Origin of the sequence: Enterobacter cloacae complex sp. IR5402, assembly GCF_049238125.1 — a bacterium.
GTDB lineage: Bacteria > Pseudomonadota > Gammaproteobacteria > Enterobacterales > Enterobacteriaceae > Enterobacter > Enterobacter hormaechei_C.
Window position 1 is genome coordinate 79,893 of sequence record NZ_JBMKHO010000012.1, and the last position, 19,612, is coordinate 99,504.

A 19,612-nucleotide genomic window follows, 5' to 3' on the forward strand; every position below is an offset into this window, starting at 1 on the left:
GAGGCATGAGTGAGCAACCTGTCGCTCGATTTTTCAGATAATGCGTTTCAACCTCTGGCCGCCCGTATGCGGCCAGAAAATTTAGCGCAGTACATCGGCCAGCAACACCTGCTGGCTGCGGGGAAACCCTTGCCGCGCGCTATTGAGGCGGGGCATCTGCACTCCATGATCCTCTGGGGGCCACCCGGCACCGGCAAAACCACCCTCGCTGAAGTGATCGCCCGCTATGCTAACGCGGACGTTGAGCGCATCTCGGCGGTTACCTCCGGCGTGAAGGAGATCCGCGAGGCGATCGAGCGCGCACGGCAAAACCGTAATGCCGGGCGCCGCACCATTCTGTTTGTTGATGAAGTCCACCGTTTCAACAAGAGCCAGCAAGATGCGTTTCTGCCGCACATTGAAGACGGCACGATTTTCTTCATCGGCGCAACCACGGAAAACCCGTCGTTTGAACTCAACTCCGCGCTGCTTTCCCGCGCCCGCGTTTACCTGCTTAAATCCCTGACCACAGAGGATATCGAAAAGGTTCTGACCCAGGCGATGGAGGACAAAGCGCGGGGTTACGGCGGACAGGATATCGTTCTGCCGGACGAGACGCGTCGTGCGATCGCTGAACTGGTCAACGGCGATGCGCGTCGGGCACTGAATACGCTGGAAATGATGGCCGATATGGCCGAAGTGGACGATGCGGGCAAGCGCGTATTGAAGCCTGAACTGCTCACCGAAATTGCCGGTGAACGCAGTGCGCGCTTCGATAATAAAGGCGACCGTTTCTACGACCTTATCTCTGCGTTACATAAATCCGTGCGCGGCAGCGCGCCGGATGCGGCACTCTACTGGTATGCGCGTATCATTACCGCCGGTGGCGATCCGTTATATGTCGCGCGTCGCTGCCTGGCCATTGCGTCAGAAGATGTCGGTAATGCCGATCCACGCGCCATGCAGGTCGCTATTTCCGCCTGGGACTGCTTTACCCGCGTCGGACCCGCGGAAGGTGAGCGTGCCATTGCGCAGGCAATTGTCTATCTGGCCTGCGCGCCGAAAAGCAATGCAGTGTATACCGCCTTTAAAGCGGCGATGTCGGATGCACGTGAACGTCCGGATTACGACGTTCCGGTACACCTTCGCAATGCCCCTACAAAGCTGATGAAAGAAATGGGTTACGGGCAGGAGTATCGCTACGCCCATGATGAACCCAATGCCTACGCCGCCGGGGAGGAGTATTTCCCGCTGGAGATGGCACAAACCCGCTATTATCACCCTACAAACAGAGGTCTTGAGGGTAAGATTGGCGAAAAGCTCGCCTGGCTTGCCGGACAGGATCAAAATAGCCCTATAAAACGCTACCGTTAGTTCAATCGTTGCGGTAATGTTGGCAATATATCTCTGTGGCCGCAGGCTGTGGTCACTTTTTCCTTTTTTAATTCGATAAGCACAGGATAAGCATGCTCGATCCCAATCTGCTGCGTAATGAGCCAGACGCAGTCGCTGAAAAACTGGCACGCCGGGGCTTTAAGCTGGATGTAGATAAGCTGCGCGCTCTTGAAGAGCGTCGTAAAGTTTTGCAGGTACAAACTGAAAATCTGCAAGCAGAGCGTAATTCTCGATCGAAATCCATTGGCCAGGCGAAAGCGCGCGGGGAAGATATTGAGCCATTACGCCTGGAAGTGAACAAACTGGGTGAAGAGCTGGATCAGGCGAAAGCTGAACTGGACGTTCTTCAGGCTGAAATTCGCGATATTGCTCTGGCGATCCCGAACATTCCTGACGACAGCGTGCCTGTCGGCAAAGACGAAAACGACAACGTTGAAGTGAAACGCTGGGGTACGCCTCGCGAGTTTGACTTCGAAGTGCGCGATCACGTGACGCTGGGCGAAATGCACGCGGGCCTGGACTTTGCGGCAGCGGTTAAGCTGACCGGTTCTCGCTTCGTGGTAATGAAAGGGCAAATTGCTCACCTGCACCGCGCGCTGGCGCAGTTCATGCTGGATCTGCACACCGAGCAGCACGGCTACAGCGAAACCTACGTTCCGTATCTGGTTAACCACGATACGCTGTACGGTACAGGCCAGCTGCCGAAATTTGCCGGCGATCTGTTCCATACCCGTCCGCTGGACGAGGAAGCTGACAGCAGCAACTACGCGCTGATCCCAACTGCGGAAGTGCCGCTGACCAACCTCGTGCGTGATGAGATCATCGACGAAGACGATCTGCCAATCAAACTGACTGCGCACTCTCCATGTTTCCGTTCTGAAGCCGGTTCTTACGGTCGCGATACGCGCGGTCTGATCCGTATGCACCAGTTCGATAAAGTTGAGATGGTGCAGATCGTTCGTCCGGAAGAGTCTATGGACGCGCTGGAAGAGATGACCGGCCACGCGGAAAAAGTGCTGGAGCTGCTGGGTCTACCATACCGTCGTATGGCGCTGTGCACCGGCGACATGGGCTTCGGTGCCTGCAAAACCTTCGACCTTGAAGTCTGGGTGCCTGCGCAGAACACCTACCGTGAAATCTCCTCCTGCTCTAACGTCTGGGATTTCCAGGCGCGTCGTATGCAGGCGCGTTGCCGCAGCAAATCTGACAAGAAAACCCGTCTGGTTCATACCCTGAACGGTTCTGGTCTGGCAGTAGGCCGTACGCTGGTTGCTGTGCTGGAAAACTACCAGCAGGCTGACGGGCGCATTGAGATCCCTGAAGTGCTGCGCCCTTACATGAAAGGCCAGCAGTTCATCGGATAATTATTTGCTCTAAGACAAAAAAGCGCCTCAGGGCGCTTTTTTTATGCCTCTGATTTGATACGAAGCAATAACCCCTCCCTCTAAAGTAGTAATACTCCTCCGAACGAAAGTCAGCATAAAACACCAATAACGTTGTAATTCGTTATAAATAAAACTACATAGCGGTTTGCGCCGCCTCTCTTTTCTTTGTGAGCAACCAAAGTGAGTCTTTATGAAAATCAAAGCGCCTGAAGCGTTAATGGCTGCCGAGGTCACTCGCCGTGGGTTGATGAAAACCACGGCAATAGGTGGTCTGGCGGTTGCCAGCAGCGCCTTTACGCTCCCCTTTACCCGACTGGCGTCGGCGGCGGAGGCTCTGTCTCCCGCTTCAGCCCCGGAAAAAGTGGTGTGGAGTGCCTGTACCGTTAACTGCGGTAGCCGCTGCCCACTGCGTATGCACGTGGTGGACGGTGAAATCAAATATGTCGAAACCGACAATACCGGCGATGATAACTACGAAGGGTTACATCAGGTTCGTGCCTGTCTGCGTGGTCGCTCAATGCGCCGTCGCGTATATAACCCGGATCGTCTGAAATACCCAATGAAGCGCGTCGGTAAGCGTGGGGAAGGGAAGTTCGAGCGCATTAGCTGGGACGAAGCCTACGATATTATCGCGACCAACATGCAGCGCCTGATCAAAGAGTACGGCAACGAATCTATCTACCTCAACTACGGCACCGGGACGCTTGGCGGCACCATGACCCGTTCCTGGCCGCCGGGTAAAACGCTGGTAGCGCGCCTGATGAACTGCTGCGGCGGCTATCTCAACCATTACGGCGACTACTCTTCCGCACAGATTGCCGCGGGCCTGAACTACACCTACGGCGGCTGGGCAGACGGCAACAGCCCGTCGGATATCGAGAACAGTAAACTGGTGGTGTTGTTCGGCAACAACCCGGGCGAAACGCGCATGAGCGGCGGTGGGGTAACCTATTACCTTGAGCAGGCGCGCGCCAAATCCAACGCACGAATGATCATCGTCGATCCGCGCTACACCGATACCGGCGCAGGGCGTGAAGACGAGTGGATCCCCATCCGCCCTGGTACCGACGCGGCGCTGGTCAATGCGCTGGCGTATGTAATGATTACTGAAAACCTCGTCGACCAGCCGTTCCTGGATAAATACTGCGTCGGTTACGACGAGAAGACGCTGCCAGCCAGCGCACCGGCTAACGGGCACTATAAAGCCTATATTCTTGGCCAGGGCAGCGACGGCGTGGCGAAAACCCCGGAGTGGGCATCCACTATCACCGGCATTCCTGTCGAACGTATTGTTCAGCTGGCACGTGAAATTGGTTCAACCAAACCGGCTTATATCAGCCAGGGCTGGGGACCTCAGCGCCACGCGAATGGCGAAATTGCCACCCGCGCTATTTCTATGCTCTCGATTCTGACTGGCAACGTCGGTATTCACGGCGGTAATAGCGGGGCGCGTGAAGGCTCGTATGAAGTACCGTTTGAACGTATGCCAACGCTGGATAACCCGGTTCAGACCAGCATCTCCATGTTTATGTGGACAGACGCGATCGAGCGCGGCCCGGAAATGACTGCGCTGCGCGACGGTGTTCGGGGCAAAGATAAGCTGGACGTGCCGATCAAAATGATCTGGAACTATGCCGGTAACTGCCTGATCAACCAGCACTCTGAGATCAACCGCACCCATGAAATTTTGCAGGACGACAAGAAGTGCGAAATGATTGTGGTGATCGACTGCCACATGACCTCATCGGCAAAGTATGCCGATATTCTGCTCCCAGACTGCACCGCGTCTGAGCAGATGGATTTCGCGCTGGATGCCTCCTGCGGCAACATGTCCTATGTGATCTTCACTGACCAGGCCATCAAACCGCGCTTCGAGTGCAAAACCATCTATGAGATGACTTCCGAGCTGGCGAAACGTCTTGGCGTTGAGCAGCAGTTCACTGAAGGACGTACTCAGGAAGGGTGGATGCGCCATCTGCACGAGCTTTCCCGCAAAGCCATTCCTGACCTGCCGGACTTCGATACCTTCCGCAAGCAGGGCATGTACAAGCAGCGCGATCCGGAAGGGCATCACGTGGCGTATAAAGCCTTCCGCGACGATCCGCAGGCCAATCCGCTGACCACGCCGTCGGGCAAAATCGAGATCTACTCCGAAGAGCTGGCAAAAATTGCCGCAACGTGGGAATTGCCGGAAGGGGACGTTATCGATCCGCTGCCGATTTATACGCCAGGCTTCGAAAACTACAACGATCCGCTGACGGAGAAATTCCCGCTTCAGTTGACCGGTTTCCACTACAAAGCGCGTGTTCACTCCACCTACGGCAACGTTGACGTACTGAAAGCGGCCTGCCGACAGGAGATGTGGATCAACCCGATGGATGCGAAAGCCCGCGGCATCAGTAATGGCGATCGCGTACGTATCTTCAACGGACGTGGCGAAGTGCATATCGAAGCTAAAGTGACTCCGCGTATGATGCCTGGCGTTGTCGCGCTGGGGGAAGGGGCCTGGTATAACCCGGATGCGAACCGTATCGATCAGGCGGGCTGCATCAACGTTCTCACTACGCAGCGTCCATCGCCGCTGGCGAAGGGCAACCCATCCCACACAAACCTCGTTCAGGTTGAAAAGGCGTAAGGAGTAACCGATGACAACCCAGTATGGATTTTTTATTGATTCCAGCCGCTGCACCGGGTGCAAAACCTGCGAGCTGGCCTGCAAGGATTACAAAGACCTGACCCCGGAGGTCAGCTTCCGGCGTATTTATGAATACGCGGGCGGCGACTGGCAGGAGGATAACGGCGTCTGGCATCAGAATGTCTTCGCCTATTACCTGTCGATTGCCTGCAACCACTGCGAAGATCCGGCCTGCACCAAGGTCTGCCCGAGCGGGGCAATGCACAAGCGCGACGACGGTTTTGTGGTGGTGGACGAGGATGTCTGCATCGGCTGTCGCTACTGCCACATGGCCTGCCCGTACGGCGCGCCGCAGTACAATGCCGCCAAAGGCCACATGACCAAGTGCGACGGCTGCCACAGCCGGGTGGCGGATGGCAAAAAGCCCATCTGCGTCGAATCCTGCCCGCTGCGCGCGCTGGACTTTGGCCCGATTGAGGAGCTGCGCAAAAAACACGGCCAGCTTGCTGCCGTCGCGCCGCTGCCGTCTGCGCATTTCACAAAGCCGAGTATTGTGATTAAACCTAACGCCAACAGCCGTCCGACGGGGGACACCACCGGCTACCTGGCAAACCCGAAGGAGGTGTGAGATGGGAAGTGGATGGCATGAATGGCCGCTGATGATCTTCACGGTCTTTGGGCAGTGCGTGGCGGGCGGGTTTATCGTTCTTGCGCTGGCGCTGTTAAAAGGGAACCTCAATACTGAACAGCAGCAGCGTTTAGTGTTAAGCATGTTTGGCCTGTGGGTGTTGATGGGCATTGGGTTTATCGCCTCTACGCTGCACCTGGGCTCACCGATGCGCGCGTTTAACTCCCTGAACCGCGTAGGTGCCTCTTCGCTGAGTAACGAGATTGCCAGCGGTGCAATCTTCTTTGCCGTTGGCGGGCTGGGGTGGTTACTGGCAGCGGTGAAAAAGCTGCCGTCAGGGTTACGCGCGTTGTGGCTCATCGTCACCATGGTACTGGGCGTTGTCTTCGTCTGGATGATGGTCAGGGTGTACAACACCATTGATACGGTTCCAACCTGGTACAGCGTCTGGACGCCGATGAGCTTCTTCCTGACCATGTTTATTGGCGGGCCGCTGCTGGGTTATCTGCTGCTGCGCGTGGCTGGCATTAATGGTTGGGCGATGCGCCTGCTGCCCGCGGTCTCGCTGTTGGCGCTGGTCATCAGTACCGTTGTCGCGCTCATGCAGGGAGCGGAGCTGGCGACCATTCACAGCTCTATCCAGCAGGCTTCGGCGCTGGTGCCGGATTACGGTTCGCTGATGGCCTGGCGTGTGGTGCTGCTGACGGCTGCGCTGGTGTGCTGGATTGCCCCTCAGCTTAAAGGTTACTCGCCTGCGCTGCCGTTACTGTCCCTGGCCTTTGTGCTGGTGCTGGCAGGGGAGTTAATTGGTCGCGGCGTATTTTACGGTCTGCATATGACGGTCGGTCTGGCTATCGCCAGCTAATTTTAGATTTTGTTATAAAAAGCCGGGACATAGCGCCCGGCTTTTCTTTTTTCATTCATGAAATTTTTCGACTGATGTTTCGTTGTAAAAATTCCCGGAAATAAATAAAAACAAATAGATAATTAATATCAGTAGCAGGCTTTGCATTAGCAGGATGAGTTTTTTAAATCGACAAGGCGCATAACGTGCGTGACGCCTGAATCGGTGGATTGACTTTGTTTTTGCCAGTGGCATGATGCGCACGAAATCTGAACTTCCTCACGGTTTTTAATCCATGACCACCTATACCCGCCCGGTGCTTTTGTTGCTCTGTGGCCTGCTTTTGCTGACCCTGGCGATCGCGGTGTTAAACACACTCGTCCCGCTATGGCTCGCCCATGAAAACTTACCGACCTGGCAGGTGGGTATGGTTAGCTCGTCCTTTTTTACGGGCAATCTGCTGGGCACCTTATTAACGGGCAGCCTTATTAAGCGCTTTGGTTTTAACCGCAGTTATTATCTGGCGTCGCTGATCTTTGCCGTCGGCTGCGCCGGTTTAGGCCTTATGGTCGGCTTCTGGAGCTGGATGGTCTGGCGCTTTATTGCGGGCGTCGGCTGCGCCATGATCTGGGTGGTGGTTGAAAGCGCGCTGATGTGCAGCGGCACGTCCCGTAATCGCGGGCGTCTGCTGGCGGCCTATATGATGGTTTACTATGTCGGTACCGTTCTGGGACAGCTGATGGTCAGCAAACTGCCAACTGACCTGATGAGCGTGCTGCCGTGGGTGACGGGCATGGTGCTGGCGGCGATCCTGCCGCTGCTCTTTACCCGTATTGTGAATCAAAACAGCGAACATCAGGAAGCCACCCACGTCTGGCCGATGCTGAGACTGCGCCAGGCGCGTCTGGGGGTTAACGGCTGCATTATTTCCGGCATTGTGCTGGGCTCGCTCTATGGCCTGATGCCGCTCTATCTTAACCATCAGGGCGTCAGTGATTCCGGGATCGGTTTCTGGATGGCGGTGATGGTCAGCGCGGGGATTGTCGGCCAGTGGCCGATTGGCCGCCTGGCGGACCGCTTTGGTCGTCTGCTGGTGCTGCGCGTTCAGGTCTTCGTGGTCATCATGGGCTGTCTCGCCATGCTCAGCAACGCCGCGATGGCGCCCGCGCTGTTCATTCTGGGGGCTGCGGGCTTTACGCTCTATCCAGTCGCGATGGCGTGGGCCTGTGAGAAAGTTGAGCATCACCAGTTGGTGGCGATGAACCAGGCTTTGTTGCTGAGTTACACCATCGGCAGTTTACTGGGGCCGACTTTTACCGCTATGCTCATGCAAAATTATTCTGATAATCTGCTGTTTATCATGATCGCCAGCGTGTCGTTTATTTATCTGCTAATGCTGCTGCGCAAAGTGGGCGAACATCCAACGCCAGTGGCCCATGCCTGATTTATTAAAAGCCTGTCGATGACAGGCTTTTTTGTCCCTGTCACATATAAGACTTTTACTGATTGTGAGTTTTTACTGCCTGGCGATAATTCCAATGAGTTCTCCCACTAAAAGGCAGCCATCATGTCTACTCGTCGTTTTTCCACTACCGCACTTGCCGTAGTGTTGGCTTTAACGTTTGCAACGGCTCCGGCCATGGCTAATCCTGGTAACGGGAATGGCGGTGGTCACGGAAACGGTGGCGGACAAGGTAATAGCGGCAATCATGGTAACGGGAACTCTGGTAACCATGGTAATAAGCACAATAACGGTCAGGATAACCCTGGGAAATCGGATAAGAGCTTTAAAAACAGCAAAGATGTCGGTAATGATGTGGATGCTCGCGTAAGCTTCGATCATGCCCGCCATCTGGCCCTGAATTACGGCTTAACGGGCTACGACTCTCTGCCTCCGGGTATTGCGAAAAACCTGGCGCGCGGTAAGCCACTGCCTCCGGGCATTGCGAAGAAAACCGTGCCAGCCGATATGCTGGGTCAGCTTCCTTCCTATCCGGGCTATGAATGGCGCGTGGTAGGTGACGACCTGGTCTTAATTGCGCTGAGTACAGCGATTGTGACTTCCGTTATTAACGGCGTCTTTAAATAGAATATAAAAAGGCCCGGTTTTCACCGGGCCTTTTCGTTAATACATGACCTTGTGGCCATACTGCTCAAGAATACCTTTGACGCGCTCCATCGTCTCTTTTTTCGGCGGCTTCACGCCATCGAGCTTGTACTCTTCACCCATCGCCACCCATTTATGTTTACCCAGCTCGTGATAGGGCAGGAGTTCGATTTTCTCCACGTTACCCATATCCCGGGTAAATTCACCCAGACGATGTGCAGAGTCATCATCATCTGACCAGCCCGGCACCACCACGTAGCGGATCCAGGTCTTGACGCCTTTGTTGGCAATGTATTTGGCAAATTCCAGGGTACGGTGGTTCGAGACGCCAACCAGATTCTGGTGGATCTCATCGTTCATCTGCTTGAGATCGAGCATGACCAGATCGGTCACTTCAAGCAGTTCATCAATAACTGGATCGTAACGGCGCACAAAGCCGTTGGTGTCGAGGCAGGTATGAATGCCTTCTTTGTGGCAGGCGCGGAACCAGTCGCGCACAAATTCAGCCTGAAGAATGGCTTCACCGCCGGATGCCGTCACGCCACCGCCGGACGCGTTCATAAAGTGGCGATAGGTCACCACCTCTTTCATCAGATCTTCTACGGTGACTTCTTTACCGCCATGGGTGTCCCAGGTGTCACGGTTATGGCAGTACAGGCAGCGCATCAGGCAGCCCTGGAAGAAAGTGATAAAGCGGATCCCCGGGCCATCGACGGTGCCACAGGATTCAAAGGAGTGAATGCGACCAATAATTGACATTGCGGTGATATCTCCGAATTTGGCCCATCCGGGGGCCTATGTAGATGCACAGCTCAAAGGCTATGTCGAGTCTGTTTTGGCTGTTATCCATTAAGTATAGATAGCGGACAAAAGAGACTGATGAAGCGAGGGTGTTAAAAAGGCCCCACTTGCGTGGAGCCTTTATTGTACGCTTTTTAACGCGTGATTTCAGTCAATTCCACTTACATGGACTGAGTGAAAGTACGGGTAATAACGTCCTGCTGCTGTTCTTTCGTCAGGGAGTTAAAACGTACTGCGTAGCCAGATACGCGGATGGTCAGCTGAGGATATTTCTCAGGGTGTTCCATCGCATCGAGCAGCATTTCACGGTTCATCACGTTCACGTTCAGGTGCTGACCACCTTCGATGGACGCTTCGTGGTGGAAGTAACCATCCATCAGACCCGCGAGGTTAGTTTTACGCACTTCGTCGTCTTTACCCAGCGCGTTTGGCACGATAGAGAAGGTGTAAGAGATACCATCTTTCGCGTAAGCAAACGGCAGTTTAGCAACGGAGGTCAGAGAGGCAACCGCACCTTTCTGGTCACGACCGTGCATTGGGTTAGCACCTGGGCCGAATGGCGCGCCAGCACGACGACCGTCTGGGGTGTTACCGGTTTTCTTACCATACACAACGTTAGAGGTGATGGTCAGAACAGACTGAGTCGGGATAGCGTTACGATAGGTAGTGAGTTTCTGAATTTTCTTCATGAAACGTTCTACCAGGTCAACCGCCATGTCATCAACGCGAGCGTCGTTGTTACCAAACTGCGGATATTCGCCTTCGATTTCGAAGTCGATAGCCAGACCATCTTCGTCACGAATTGGTTTAACTTTCGCATATTTGATTGCAGACAGGGAGTCAGCCGCAACGGACAGACCTGCGATACCACATGCCATGGTGCGAATGACGTCACGGTCATGCAGCGCCATCAGAGAGGCTTCGTAGCTGTACTTGTCGTGCATGTAGTGGATAACATTCAGCGCGGTCACGTACTGTTTAGCCAGCCAGTCCATGAAGTGATCCATGCGATCCATGACTTCGTCATAGTTCAGCACGTCGCCTTTGATCGGTTCAGACTTAGGACCAACCTGCATTTTCAGTTTTTCATCAACGCCGCCGTTGATTGCGTACAGCATGGTTTTCGCCAGGTTTGCACGCGCACCGAAGAACTGCATTTGCTTACCAACAACCATTGGACTTACGCAGCAAGCGATAGCGTAGTCATCGTTGTTGAAGTCAGGACGCATCAGGTCATCGTTCTCATATTGCAGAGAAGAGGTGTCGATGGACACTTTAGCGGCGAATTTCTTGAAGTTCAGAGGCAGTTTTTCAGACCACAGAACGGTGATGTTCGGCTCCGGAGAAGGACCCATGGTGTACAGGGTGTTCAGGAAACGGAAGCTGTTTTTGGTTACCAGAGTACGGCCATCTACGCCCATACCGCCGATAGATTCGGTTGCCCAGATTGGGTCACCAGAGAACAGCTCATCATATTCTGGGGTACGCAGGAAGCGAACCATACGCAGTTTCATGACCAGGTGGTCAATCATTTCCTGAGCGTCTTGTTCGGTGATTTTGCCTGCTTTCAGGTCACGTTCGATGTACGCATCCAGGAAGGTGGATACGCGGCCGAAGGACATTGCTGCACCGTTCTGAGACTTAACTGCGGCCAGGTAGCCGAAGTAGGTCCACTGGATAGCTTCCTGAGCGTTGGTAGCAGGACCAGAGATATCGCAGCCGTATTTAGCCGCCATCTCTTTGATCTGACCCAGCGCACGGTGCTGTTCAGCGATCTCTTCACGCAGACGGATAGTCGCTTCCAGGTTTACGCCGTTTTCCAGGTCAGACTGGAGAGAGACGAACTGCGCGTATTTGTCTTTCATCAGGAAGTCGATACCGTACAGCGCAACGCGACGGTAGTCACCGATGATACGGCCACGGCCATAGGCATCTGGCAGACCGGTCAGAACGCCAGATTTACGGCAGTTCAGAATGTCTTTGGTGTAAACATCGAATACGCCCTGGTTATGGGTTTTGCGGTATTCGGTGAAGATTTTTTTCAGCATTGGGTCCAGCTCGCGATTATACGCTTTGCAGGAACCTTCAACCATTTTGATACCACCGAACGGGATGATTGCGCGTTTCAGTGGTGCTTCAGTTTGCAGACCAACAATTTTCTCAAGGGCTTTATTGATGTAGCCAGCATCGTGAGAAGTGATGGTAGAAGCAACGGAGGTGTCAAAATCAACTGGCGCGTGAGTGCGGTTTTCCAGTTTAACGCCTTCCATTACGCTGTCCCACAGCTTGGTGGTTGCGTCAGTCGCACCAGCCAGGAAGGATTCGTCACCTTCATACGGGGTATAGTTTTTCTGAATAAAGTCACGGACGTTGACTTCATTCTGCCAGTCACCTTTCGTAAAACCTTCCCAGGCTGTGGCTAACTTTTCATTAAGCTCGGACATGTAACACCTACCTTCTTAAGTGGATTTTTTATTTACTGCCTGAGACAACCATTAATGATGATCGCCGCCACGCAGGTAAATGACCCAGTATGTCAACCCAACTAACAGACCCCCACCGATAATGTTCCCGATAGTGACGGGGATCAGGTTATCAGTAATGAAGTTCATAATCGTCAGGTGTGAAAAACTTTCCGGGGTTGAACCTACAGCAGTCCAGAACTCCGGGCTTGCAAAGTTGCGGATAACAATCCCCATCGGGATCATGAACATATTCGCAATACTGTGCTCAAAGCCGCTGGCAACAAACATCGCAACCGGCAGAACCATAATCATGGCTTTATCCATCAGGCTACGACCAGAGTAGCTCATCCAGACCGCCAGGCAGACCATCAGGTTTGCAAGGATGCCGAGAGCAACGGCTTCGATAAATGTATGGTGCATTTTGTGGTCAGCGGTTTGCAGGACGTTAAGCCCCCAGCCGCCGTTGGCGGTCATATACTCGCCAGAGAGCCACATCAACAGAACAAAGAGCAGACAGCCAATCAGGTTGCCAACGTAAACGTTGAGCCAGTTGCGCCCCAGTTGACCCCAGGTAATTCTTCCGCTGGCTTTTGCCACAACAATCAGCACCGTTGAGGTGAAGAGGTCGGCGCCGCAGATGACGCAGAGAATCAGGCCCAGTGAGAAGCAAATACCACCAATCAGTTTCGCTATGCCGAAAGGCATCCCGGCCGTGCCGGTGGTGGCTGTGATATAGAAGACGAAAGCGATGGAGATGAACACCCCAGCCGTAATGGCCAGAAAGAACGTCGTCATCGGATGTTTCGTGGCTTTGTAGACACCCGCTTCTTCGGCAACTTTCGCCATCGCAGCGGGGAGTAATAGATCAAAAGGGTTGTCAGCTTTCACACTAACTCTCTCTTTATTAAGTCGGCGACGAGATACTAACAAAGCATTATAGAAGAGAAATTGATATAGATCATATCTCGCCTGGCTTATAGGCCCGCAGTGTGTATGGTTTTACAGCAAAAGCGGAGTAAGTATTTGATTATCCGTATAAAAATAAATTTTAAAAGTTATGAAAAGAGTTGAATTTTTTCCTTCAGCCTCCCATGGAACAGTTAATTAAAATGGAGTATTTATTATAATTAGTAACAGTAAAGCTCAGGTAAGCGTTTTTATATTTACCCGTGGTTAACTTAATTATTACAATTAAAAGTCATTGCGGAAAAATAAAAAAAAGGGGCAATGAAATTGCCCCGTAATATAGCTCAGGCGATTGAATACGCCTACAGCCATTAATGTTATATGCGCTTATTTTGACCAGTAAGCGGCTTTTGCCTTCTGCAATTTTTCATACGCATTCAGCAGTGACTGATGCGCCGGGAAGGCTTGCAGATCGCTGTCAACCGCTTGCAGGCCGTAGAATGGTTCTTCACCGCTCAGCGCCGCGCTGGCAGCTTCAACGGCATCCGCACCGTACATACGCACAAAGGCGTTCAGATACTGCAATGGCTCGCGGTCGTCTTCCTGAGAAAGCAGGAGCAGCGTTTGCAGGCAACGGTAATAATTAGTGCGCTCGGCGGAGAAGACGGACTGGTTAAACTCCATCGTCCACTCGGTCCAGGCCAAAGCCTGATCCAGATCGCCGCCCGCCAGCGCCAGCATCGCTTTCAGCTCGCCGATGCGCAGGGTGTACCAGCCGTTATCTTTTCCGGTCGCCAGACCCAGCAGTTCGCGTACGCGGGTGAAATCATCGTGTCCTTCTTCGTCCAGCTGGGCGATCAGGTTCAGATAATCTTCTTTATCCCACTCGCTGCCTGGCAGGGCCAGCAGGGTTTCACGCAGATGCGCGCCCATGCTGTTGTTTGCCAGCCACAGATCTTCTGCCGGATAAATGTCCGACATACCTGGCACAATAATACGGCACGCGTAAACGCCGAGATGTTCATAGTCGGCAATGTAGACTTCCTGATCTTCCGCGTGGAAGATCGCCATCAGGGTGGCGAACTCTTCTTCCGTCGTACCGGCAAAGCTCCAGTCCACGAACGGATAGTCCGCGTCCTGTTTGAACATATCCCAGGAGATCAAACCGCTGGAGTCGATGAAGTGCGTTTCGAGGTTGGTGTGCTCGGCGACCTCTTCGTCATCAAAGGTCGGCGGCGTAAACACGTCGAGATCTTTCAGGCTACGACCTTGCAGCAGTTCGGTCACGGTACGCTCCAGCGCCACGCCGAAGTCAGGGTGCGCGCCGAAGGAGGCGAAGCAGGTGCCGTTGGCCGGGTTGAACAGCACGACGCAGATCACTGGATACTTGCCGCCCAGCGAGCCGTCATACGCAAAGATTGGGAAACCTTCTGCTTCCAGCTTGGCGATGGATTCCACCACGCCCGGGTAGCGCGCCAGCACCTCTGCCGGAATTTCAGGCAGGCTGATGGATTCGGCAATAATGCGGTTTTTGATATGACGCTCGAAGACTTCAGACAGCCCCTGTACGCGCGCTTCATTGCGGGTGTTACCGGCGGACATGCCGTTAGACACATACAGGTTGCCGACGATGTTCATCGGGATATAGACGGTCTGCTCGTCAGACTGACGGGTAAACGGCAGGGCGCAAATACCGCGATCGTCGTTACCGGACTGCAGATCGATCAGCATGCTGGCGGTCAGTTCGTTTTCCGGATCGTAGAAGGCACGCAGGCGCGCGTCGAGAATTCCTTCCGGCAGTTCATCGTCTTCGGTCAGCGGGAACCATTTTTCGTTCGGATAGTGAACGAACGGGCCGTTGGCGATGGTTTCGCCCAGCCAGAAGTCAGCAAAGAAATAGTTGGTGGACAGACGCTCAAAATACTCACCCAGCGCGGAGGCCAGTGCCGCTTTTTTTGTCGCGCCTTTACCGTTGGTAAAGCACAGGGCACAGTCTTTATCGCGAATATGCACAGACCAGACATGCGGCACCGGATTGAGCCAGGAGGCTTCTTCGATGTTAAAACCCAGGTCGGTCAGTTTCTGCTGGAAGCGAGCGATGGAATCTTCCAGAGCGGCGTCTTTGCCGGGGATAAACGTTTGAGTCATGGCGTTCACTTTTATCGTACGTAAAGCGCGCAATGATACGGGTTTTGCGTGACGGGTGCTATCTCCGGCGAAAATAAAAGACTGGGCTATGCTTATTGTCAGTAACTCACTGTTAAGGCATAGAAAAATGAAAGCATTCGATCTCCAGCGGATGGCGTTTGATAAAGTCCCCCCTGAATTTTTAGGCGAAGTGGCGCTGCGTAGTCTGTATACCTTCGTTCTGGTCTTCCTGTTTCTTAAAATCACCGGTCGTCGCGGCGTGCGGCAGATGTCGCTTTTTGAAGTATTGATCATCCTGACGCTGGGTTCCGCGGCGGGGGATGTCGCCTTCTATGATGATATGCCGATGGTGCCGGTATTTATCGTTTTTGTCACACTGGCGCTGCTTTACCGCCTTGTCATGTGGCTGATGTCGAAAAGTGAAAAGCTGGAAGATCTGCTTGAAGGGAAGCCGGTCGTTATCGTCGAGGACGGTCAGCTGGCCTGGGAAAATGTGCAAAGCGCCAATATGACGGAGTTTGAGTTCTTTATGGAACTCCGTCTGAGCAGTGTTGAGCAACTGGGGCAGGTGCGTCTGGCGATTATGGAAACGAATGGTCAAATCAGCGTTTATTACTATCCCGACGATGAGGTGAAGCCCGGTCTGTGCATCCTGCCGGATATGCTTATCGAACGATACAAAACTGTACCTGAAGCGGGGGAGTATGCCTGCATAAAATGTAGTCATGTGGTGGTCATGCAGGCGGGCGATCATCAATTATGCCCCCGCTGTACGAATCCAGAATGGACGAAGGTTAGCCGGGCTAAACGCATCACCTGACAGCGATTTTGTCGGTTTTGTGACAACGGTACGGCAGATTGTATTGTGTGACGAGTAACACATTTCTTCGGCCATCAGTTTTAGACATTGCGGCGCGTGTCACTGAATGATAAAACCGATATCCACAGTTATAACTTATGGCTTTTAGCGTGGTGAGGGGAAATGGCTCAAGTCTTTAATTTCAGTTCAGGTCCGGCAATGTTACCGACAGATGTGCTCAAACAGGCTCAACAGGAGCTGTGTGACTGGAACGGTCTGGGTACGTCGGTGATGGAAATCAGCCACCGGGGTAAAGCCTTTATTCAGGTGGCGGAAGAGGCAGAAAAGGATTTTCGCGATCTGCTGAACATTCCCTCGAACTACAAAGTTTTGTTCTGTCACGGCGGTGGACGCGGCCAGTTTGCGGGTATCCCGCTCAATCTGCTGGGCGACAAAACCACCGCTGATTACGTTGATGCGGGCTACTGGGCGGCCAGTGCGGTAAAAGAAGCGCATAAATATTGCACGCCGAATGTCATCGATGCCAAAGTGACCGTTGACGGTCTGCGCGCCGTGAAGCCGATGAGTGAGTGGCAGCTTTCTGACAACGCCGCGTATCTTCACTACTGCCCGAACGAAACCATCGACGGTATTGCCATTCACGAAGAGCCAGACTTTGGCGAAAATGTCATTGTGACGGCGGACCTCTCTTCAACCATTCTGTCCACCCCGCTGGATGTCAGCCGCTACGGCGTCATCTACGCGGGTGCCCAGAAAAACATCGGTCCTGCGGGCCTGACAATCGTTATCGTGCGTGAAGACCTGCTGGGGAAAGCCCATAAGTCTTGCCCGTCAATTCTGGATTACACCGTCCTGAACGACAACGATTCCATGTTCAACACCCCACCAACGTTTGCCTGGTATCTCTCCGGCCTGGTCTTCAAATGGCTGAAGCAAAAAGGCGGTGTGGCGCAGATGGATAAGATCAATCAGCAAAAGGCTGAACTGCTGTACGGCGTGATCGACAAGAGCGATTTCTACCGTAACGATGTCGCCAAAACCAACCGTTCGCGCATGAACGTGCCGTTCCAGCTGGCGGACAGCAACCTGGATAACGTGTTCCTGGAAGAGTCCTTCGCGGCGGGTCTGCATGCGCTGAAAGGCCACCGTGTGGTAGGCGGGATGCGCGCCTCTATCTATAACGCCATGCCGCTGGAAGGCGTTAAAGCCCTGACTGATTTCATGATCGACTTCGAACGTCGTCACGGTTAATTGGCTGTTTTTCACCCCCGCAGCGTTCCTGCGGGGTTTTTATTATGTTGAGTTGAGAGTTGAGTTTCATGGAATCCCTGACGTTACAACCTATCGCGCGGGTAGATGGCACCATTAATCTGCCTGGTTCAAAAAGTGTCTCGAACCGCGCTCTGCTGCTGGCAGCTCTGGCAAACGGCACCACCGTCCTCACTAATCTGCTGGACAGCGATGACGTGCGCCATATGCTCAATGCACTGAAAGCGTTGGGCGTTCAGTACGCGCTGTCTGACGATCGTACCCGTTGTGAAGTCACCGGTAACGGCGGCGCGTTACATTCTGCTGAAGCGCTGGAGCTTTTCCTGGGTAACGCCGGTACCGCGATGCGTCCTCTGGCCGCTGCGCTGTGTCTGGGGAGTAACGATATTGTGCTGACCGGTGAGCCGCGAATGAAAGAGCGTCCGATCGGCCATCTGGTGGATGCCCTGCGCCAGGGCGGCGCGCAGATTGATTATCTTGAGCAGGAAAATTACCCGCCCCTGCGTCTGCGCGGGGGATTCACTGGCGGCAATGTAGAGGTTGACGGTAGCGTTTCCAGCCAGTTCCTGACCGCGCTGCTGATGACCGCACCGCTGGCACCACAGGACACCGTCATCAGCATTAAAGGCGACCTGGTTTCTAAGCCGTACATTGATATTACCTTGCACCTGATGAACACCTTTGGTGTTGAGGTGGAAAACCAGTCTTATCAGCGCTTCGTGGTGCGCGGAGCGCAGCAGTATCAGTCCCCGGGCCACTACCTGGTTGAAGGCGATGCTTCCTCCGCCTCCTATTTCCTTGCCGCAGGTGCGATTAAAGGCGGTACGGTAAAAGTGACGGGCATTGGCCGCAACAGCGTGCAGGGCGATATCCGTTTTGCTGACGTGCTGGAAAAAATGGGCGCGGTGGTGACCTGGGGCGATGACTTCATCTCCTGTACCCACGGTGAGCTGAACGCCATTGATATGGATATGAACCATATTCCGGATGCGGCGATGACCATTGCTACCGCTGCGCTGTTTGCAAAAGGCACCACCACGCTGCGAAACATTTACAACTGGCGTGTGAAAGAGACGGACCGCCTGTTCGCGATGGCAACCGAGCTGCGTAAAGTGGGGGCCGAGGTAGAAGAGGGCGAAGACTACATTCGCGTCACGCCGCCGGCAAAACTGCAATTTGCAGAAATTGGCACCTACAACGATCACCGCATGGCGATGTGTTTCTCGCTGGTGGCGTTGTCAGATACGCCAGTCACTATCCTTGATCCGAAGTGTACGGCAAAAACGTTCCCGGACTACTTCGAACAGCTGACGCGCATTAGCACCCTGGCCTGATGATCGTATGCCGCATCACCTGATGCGGCATTTCCTTACGCTTTCTGACACTCATCCTCTTTCATTTCTTCTACACTCTGCTTCAATCATTCCGTAATTTGCACGCAAAGGTAACAGTTGCGCACGTTGGCGCGTATAATGCGCGGCGTTCATGTAAACGGTATGCCTTAATTAAGGAGAAAAAGATGACGGCAATTGCCCCGGTAATCACCATTGATGGGCCAAGTGGCGCAGGGAAAGGTACTCTGTGCAAAGCGATGGCGGAAGCATTGCAATGGCATCTTTTAGATTCGGGAGCAATCTATCGCGTGCTGGCGCTGGCTGCGCTGCATCATCATGTGGATGTTGCGTCTGAAGAAGCGCTGGTACCGCTGGCTGCGCATCTGGATGTGCGCTTTGTCTCGACCGATGGCAACCTTGAAGTGATCCTGGAAGGGGAAGATGTCAGCGGTGAAATCCGTACCCAGGAAGTGGCCAATGCGGCCTCTCAGGTGGCGGCTTTCCCACGCGTTCGTGAAGCGCTGTTACGTCGCCAGCGCGGTTTCCGTGAAGCGCCGGGGCTGATCGCCGACGGCCGCGACATGGGAACCGTGGTATTCCCTGATGCGCCAGTGAAAATTTTCCTTGACGCCTCTTCAGAAGAACGTGCCCATCGCCGCATGCTTCAGTTGCAGGAAAAGGGGTTTAGTGTTAACTTTGATCGCCTTTTATCCGAGATAAAAGAGCGCGATGACCGCGATCGTAACCGCGCCGTCGCACCACTTGTTCCCGCGCAAGACGCATTAGTGCTGGATTCAACCAGTTTAACTATTGAGCAAGTGATTGAAAAAGCGCTACAATATGCGCGCCAAAAACTGGCACTCGCGTAATCGCGACCGATTTAGCAGTACCCCCGC

15 protein-coding genes are annotated in these 19,612 nt (G+C 53.7%); 11 read left to right on the forward strand and 4 right to left on the reverse strand.

The features are described from left to right. Positions 1-9: 9 nt before the first annotated feature. The 7 genes from rarA to ACOTXL_RS18235 all read left to right on the forward strand — a co-directional run bounded on the left by rarA (position 10) and on the right by ACOTXL_RS18235 (position 8,955). Positions 10-1,353: a replication-associated recombination protein RarA gene (gene rarA, locus ACOTXL_RS18205; protein ID WP_045332347.1), complete on the forward strand. Its 1,344-nt coding sequence runs from the start codon at positions 10-12 to the stop codon at positions 1,351-1,353. Between the two features lie 92 nt (positions 1,354-1,445). Further along, positions 1,446-2,738 carry a serine--tRNA ligase gene (serS, locus tag ACOTXL_RS18210; protein ID WP_003858266.1) on the forward strand — a complete coding sequence of 431 codons (1,293 nt, stop codon included), beginning with the start codon at positions 1,446-1,448 and terminating at the stop codon, positions 2,736-2,738. Positions 2,739-2,949: 211 nt separating this feature from the next. After that, positions 2,950-5,394, forward strand: coding sequence for a dimethylsulfoxide reductase subunit A (gene dmsA / locus ACOTXL_RS18215; protein ID WP_022650720.1), 2,445 nt, complete (start codon positions 2,950-2,952; stop codon positions 5,392-5,394). A 10-nt stretch (positions 5,395-5,404) separates the two neighbouring features. Further along, positions 5,405-6,022: a DMSO/selenate family reductase complex B subunit gene (locus ACOTXL_RS18220; RefSeq protein ID WP_003858259.1), complete on the forward strand. Its 618-nt coding sequence runs from the start codon at positions 5,405-5,407 to the stop codon at positions 6,020-6,022. Position 6,023: 1 nt separating this feature from the next. Beyond that, complete coding sequence (locus ACOTXL_RS18225) at positions 6,024-6,887, forward strand: dimethyl sulfoxide reductase anchor subunit family protein (RefSeq protein ID WP_003858256.1); 864 nt, start codon at positions 6,024-6,026, stop codon at positions 6,885-6,887. A 274-nt stretch (positions 6,888-7,161) separates the two neighbouring features. After that, complete coding sequence (locus ACOTXL_RS18230; RefSeq protein ID WP_003858254.1) at positions 7,162-8,310, forward strand: MFS transporter; 1,149 nt, start codon at positions 7,162-7,164, stop codon at positions 8,308-8,310. A gap of 123 nt (positions 8,311-8,433) precedes the next feature. Then, positions 8,434-8,955 (forward strand): anti-virulence regulator CigR family protein, encoded by a 522-nt coding sequence (locus ACOTXL_RS18235; protein WP_022650721.1) that lies wholly within the window; start codon positions 8,434-8,436, stop codon positions 8,953-8,955. Between the two features lie 36 nt (positions 8,956-8,991). On the opposite strand, the gene pflA is transcribed toward ACOTXL_RS18235, so the two are convergent. The 4 genes from pflA to ycaO form a co-directional block, all read right to left on the reverse strand. Then, positions 8,992-9,732 carry a pyruvate formate lyase 1-activating protein gene (gene pflA, locus ACOTXL_RS18240; RefSeq protein WP_003858250.1) on the reverse strand — a complete coding sequence of 247 codons (741 nt, stop codon included), beginning with the start codon at positions 9,730-9,732 and terminating at the stop codon, positions 8,992-8,994. 203 nt (positions 9,733-9,935) lie between these two features. After that, positions 9,936-12,218: a formate C-acetyltransferase gene (gene pflB, locus ACOTXL_RS18245; RefSeq protein WP_023315750.1), complete on the reverse strand. Its 2,283-nt coding sequence runs from the start codon at positions 12,216-12,218 to the stop codon at positions 9,936-9,938. 51 nt (positions 12,219-12,269) lie between these two features. Next, positions 12,270-13,127, reverse strand: a complete 858-nt coding sequence (focA, locus tag ACOTXL_RS18250) for a formate transporter FocA (RefSeq protein WP_017384832.1) — start codon at positions 13,125-13,127, stop codon at positions 12,270-12,272. A 405-nt stretch (positions 13,128-13,532) separates the two neighbouring features. After that, positions 13,533-15,293, reverse strand: a complete 1,761-nt coding sequence (ycaO, locus tag ACOTXL_RS18255) for a 30S ribosomal protein S12 methylthiotransferase accessory factor YcaO (RefSeq protein WP_045350195.1) — start codon at positions 15,291-15,293, stop codon at positions 13,533-13,535. Between the two features lie 127 nt (positions 15,294-15,420). Between ycaO and ACOTXL_RS18260 the strand changes: the two genes are divergently transcribed. The 4 genes from ACOTXL_RS18260 (at position 15,421) to cmk (ending at position 19,585) form a co-directional block, all read left to right on the forward strand. Then, positions 15,421-16,113 carry a DUF421 domain-containing protein gene (locus ACOTXL_RS18260; RefSeq protein ID WP_045350180.1) on the forward strand — a complete coding sequence of 231 codons (693 nt, stop codon included), beginning with the start codon at positions 15,421-15,423 and terminating at the stop codon, positions 16,111-16,113. Between the two features lie 162 nt (positions 16,114-16,275). Further along, the gene (gene serC / locus ACOTXL_RS18265; protein WP_045350178.1) at positions 16,276-17,364 is read left to right on the forward strand and encodes a 3-phosphoserine/phosphohydroxythreonine transaminase; all 1,089 of its coding nucleotides are present in this window, start codon (positions 16,276-16,278) and stop codon (positions 17,362-17,364) included. A gap of 68 nt (positions 17,365-17,432) precedes the next feature. After that, a complete protein-coding gene (gene aroA, locus ACOTXL_RS18270) occupies positions 17,433-18,716 on the forward strand; it encodes a 3-phosphoshikimate 1-carboxyvinyltransferase (protein WP_003858238.1) in 1,284 nt (427 codons plus the stop codon). Positions 18,717-18,901: 185 nt separating this feature from the next. After that, complete coding sequence (cmk, locus tag ACOTXL_RS18275) at positions 18,902-19,585, forward strand: (d)CMP kinase (protein ID WP_003858236.1); 684 nt, start codon at positions 18,902-18,904, stop codon at positions 19,583-19,585. The last annotated feature ends 27 nt before the right edge of the window (positions 19,586-19,612 follow it).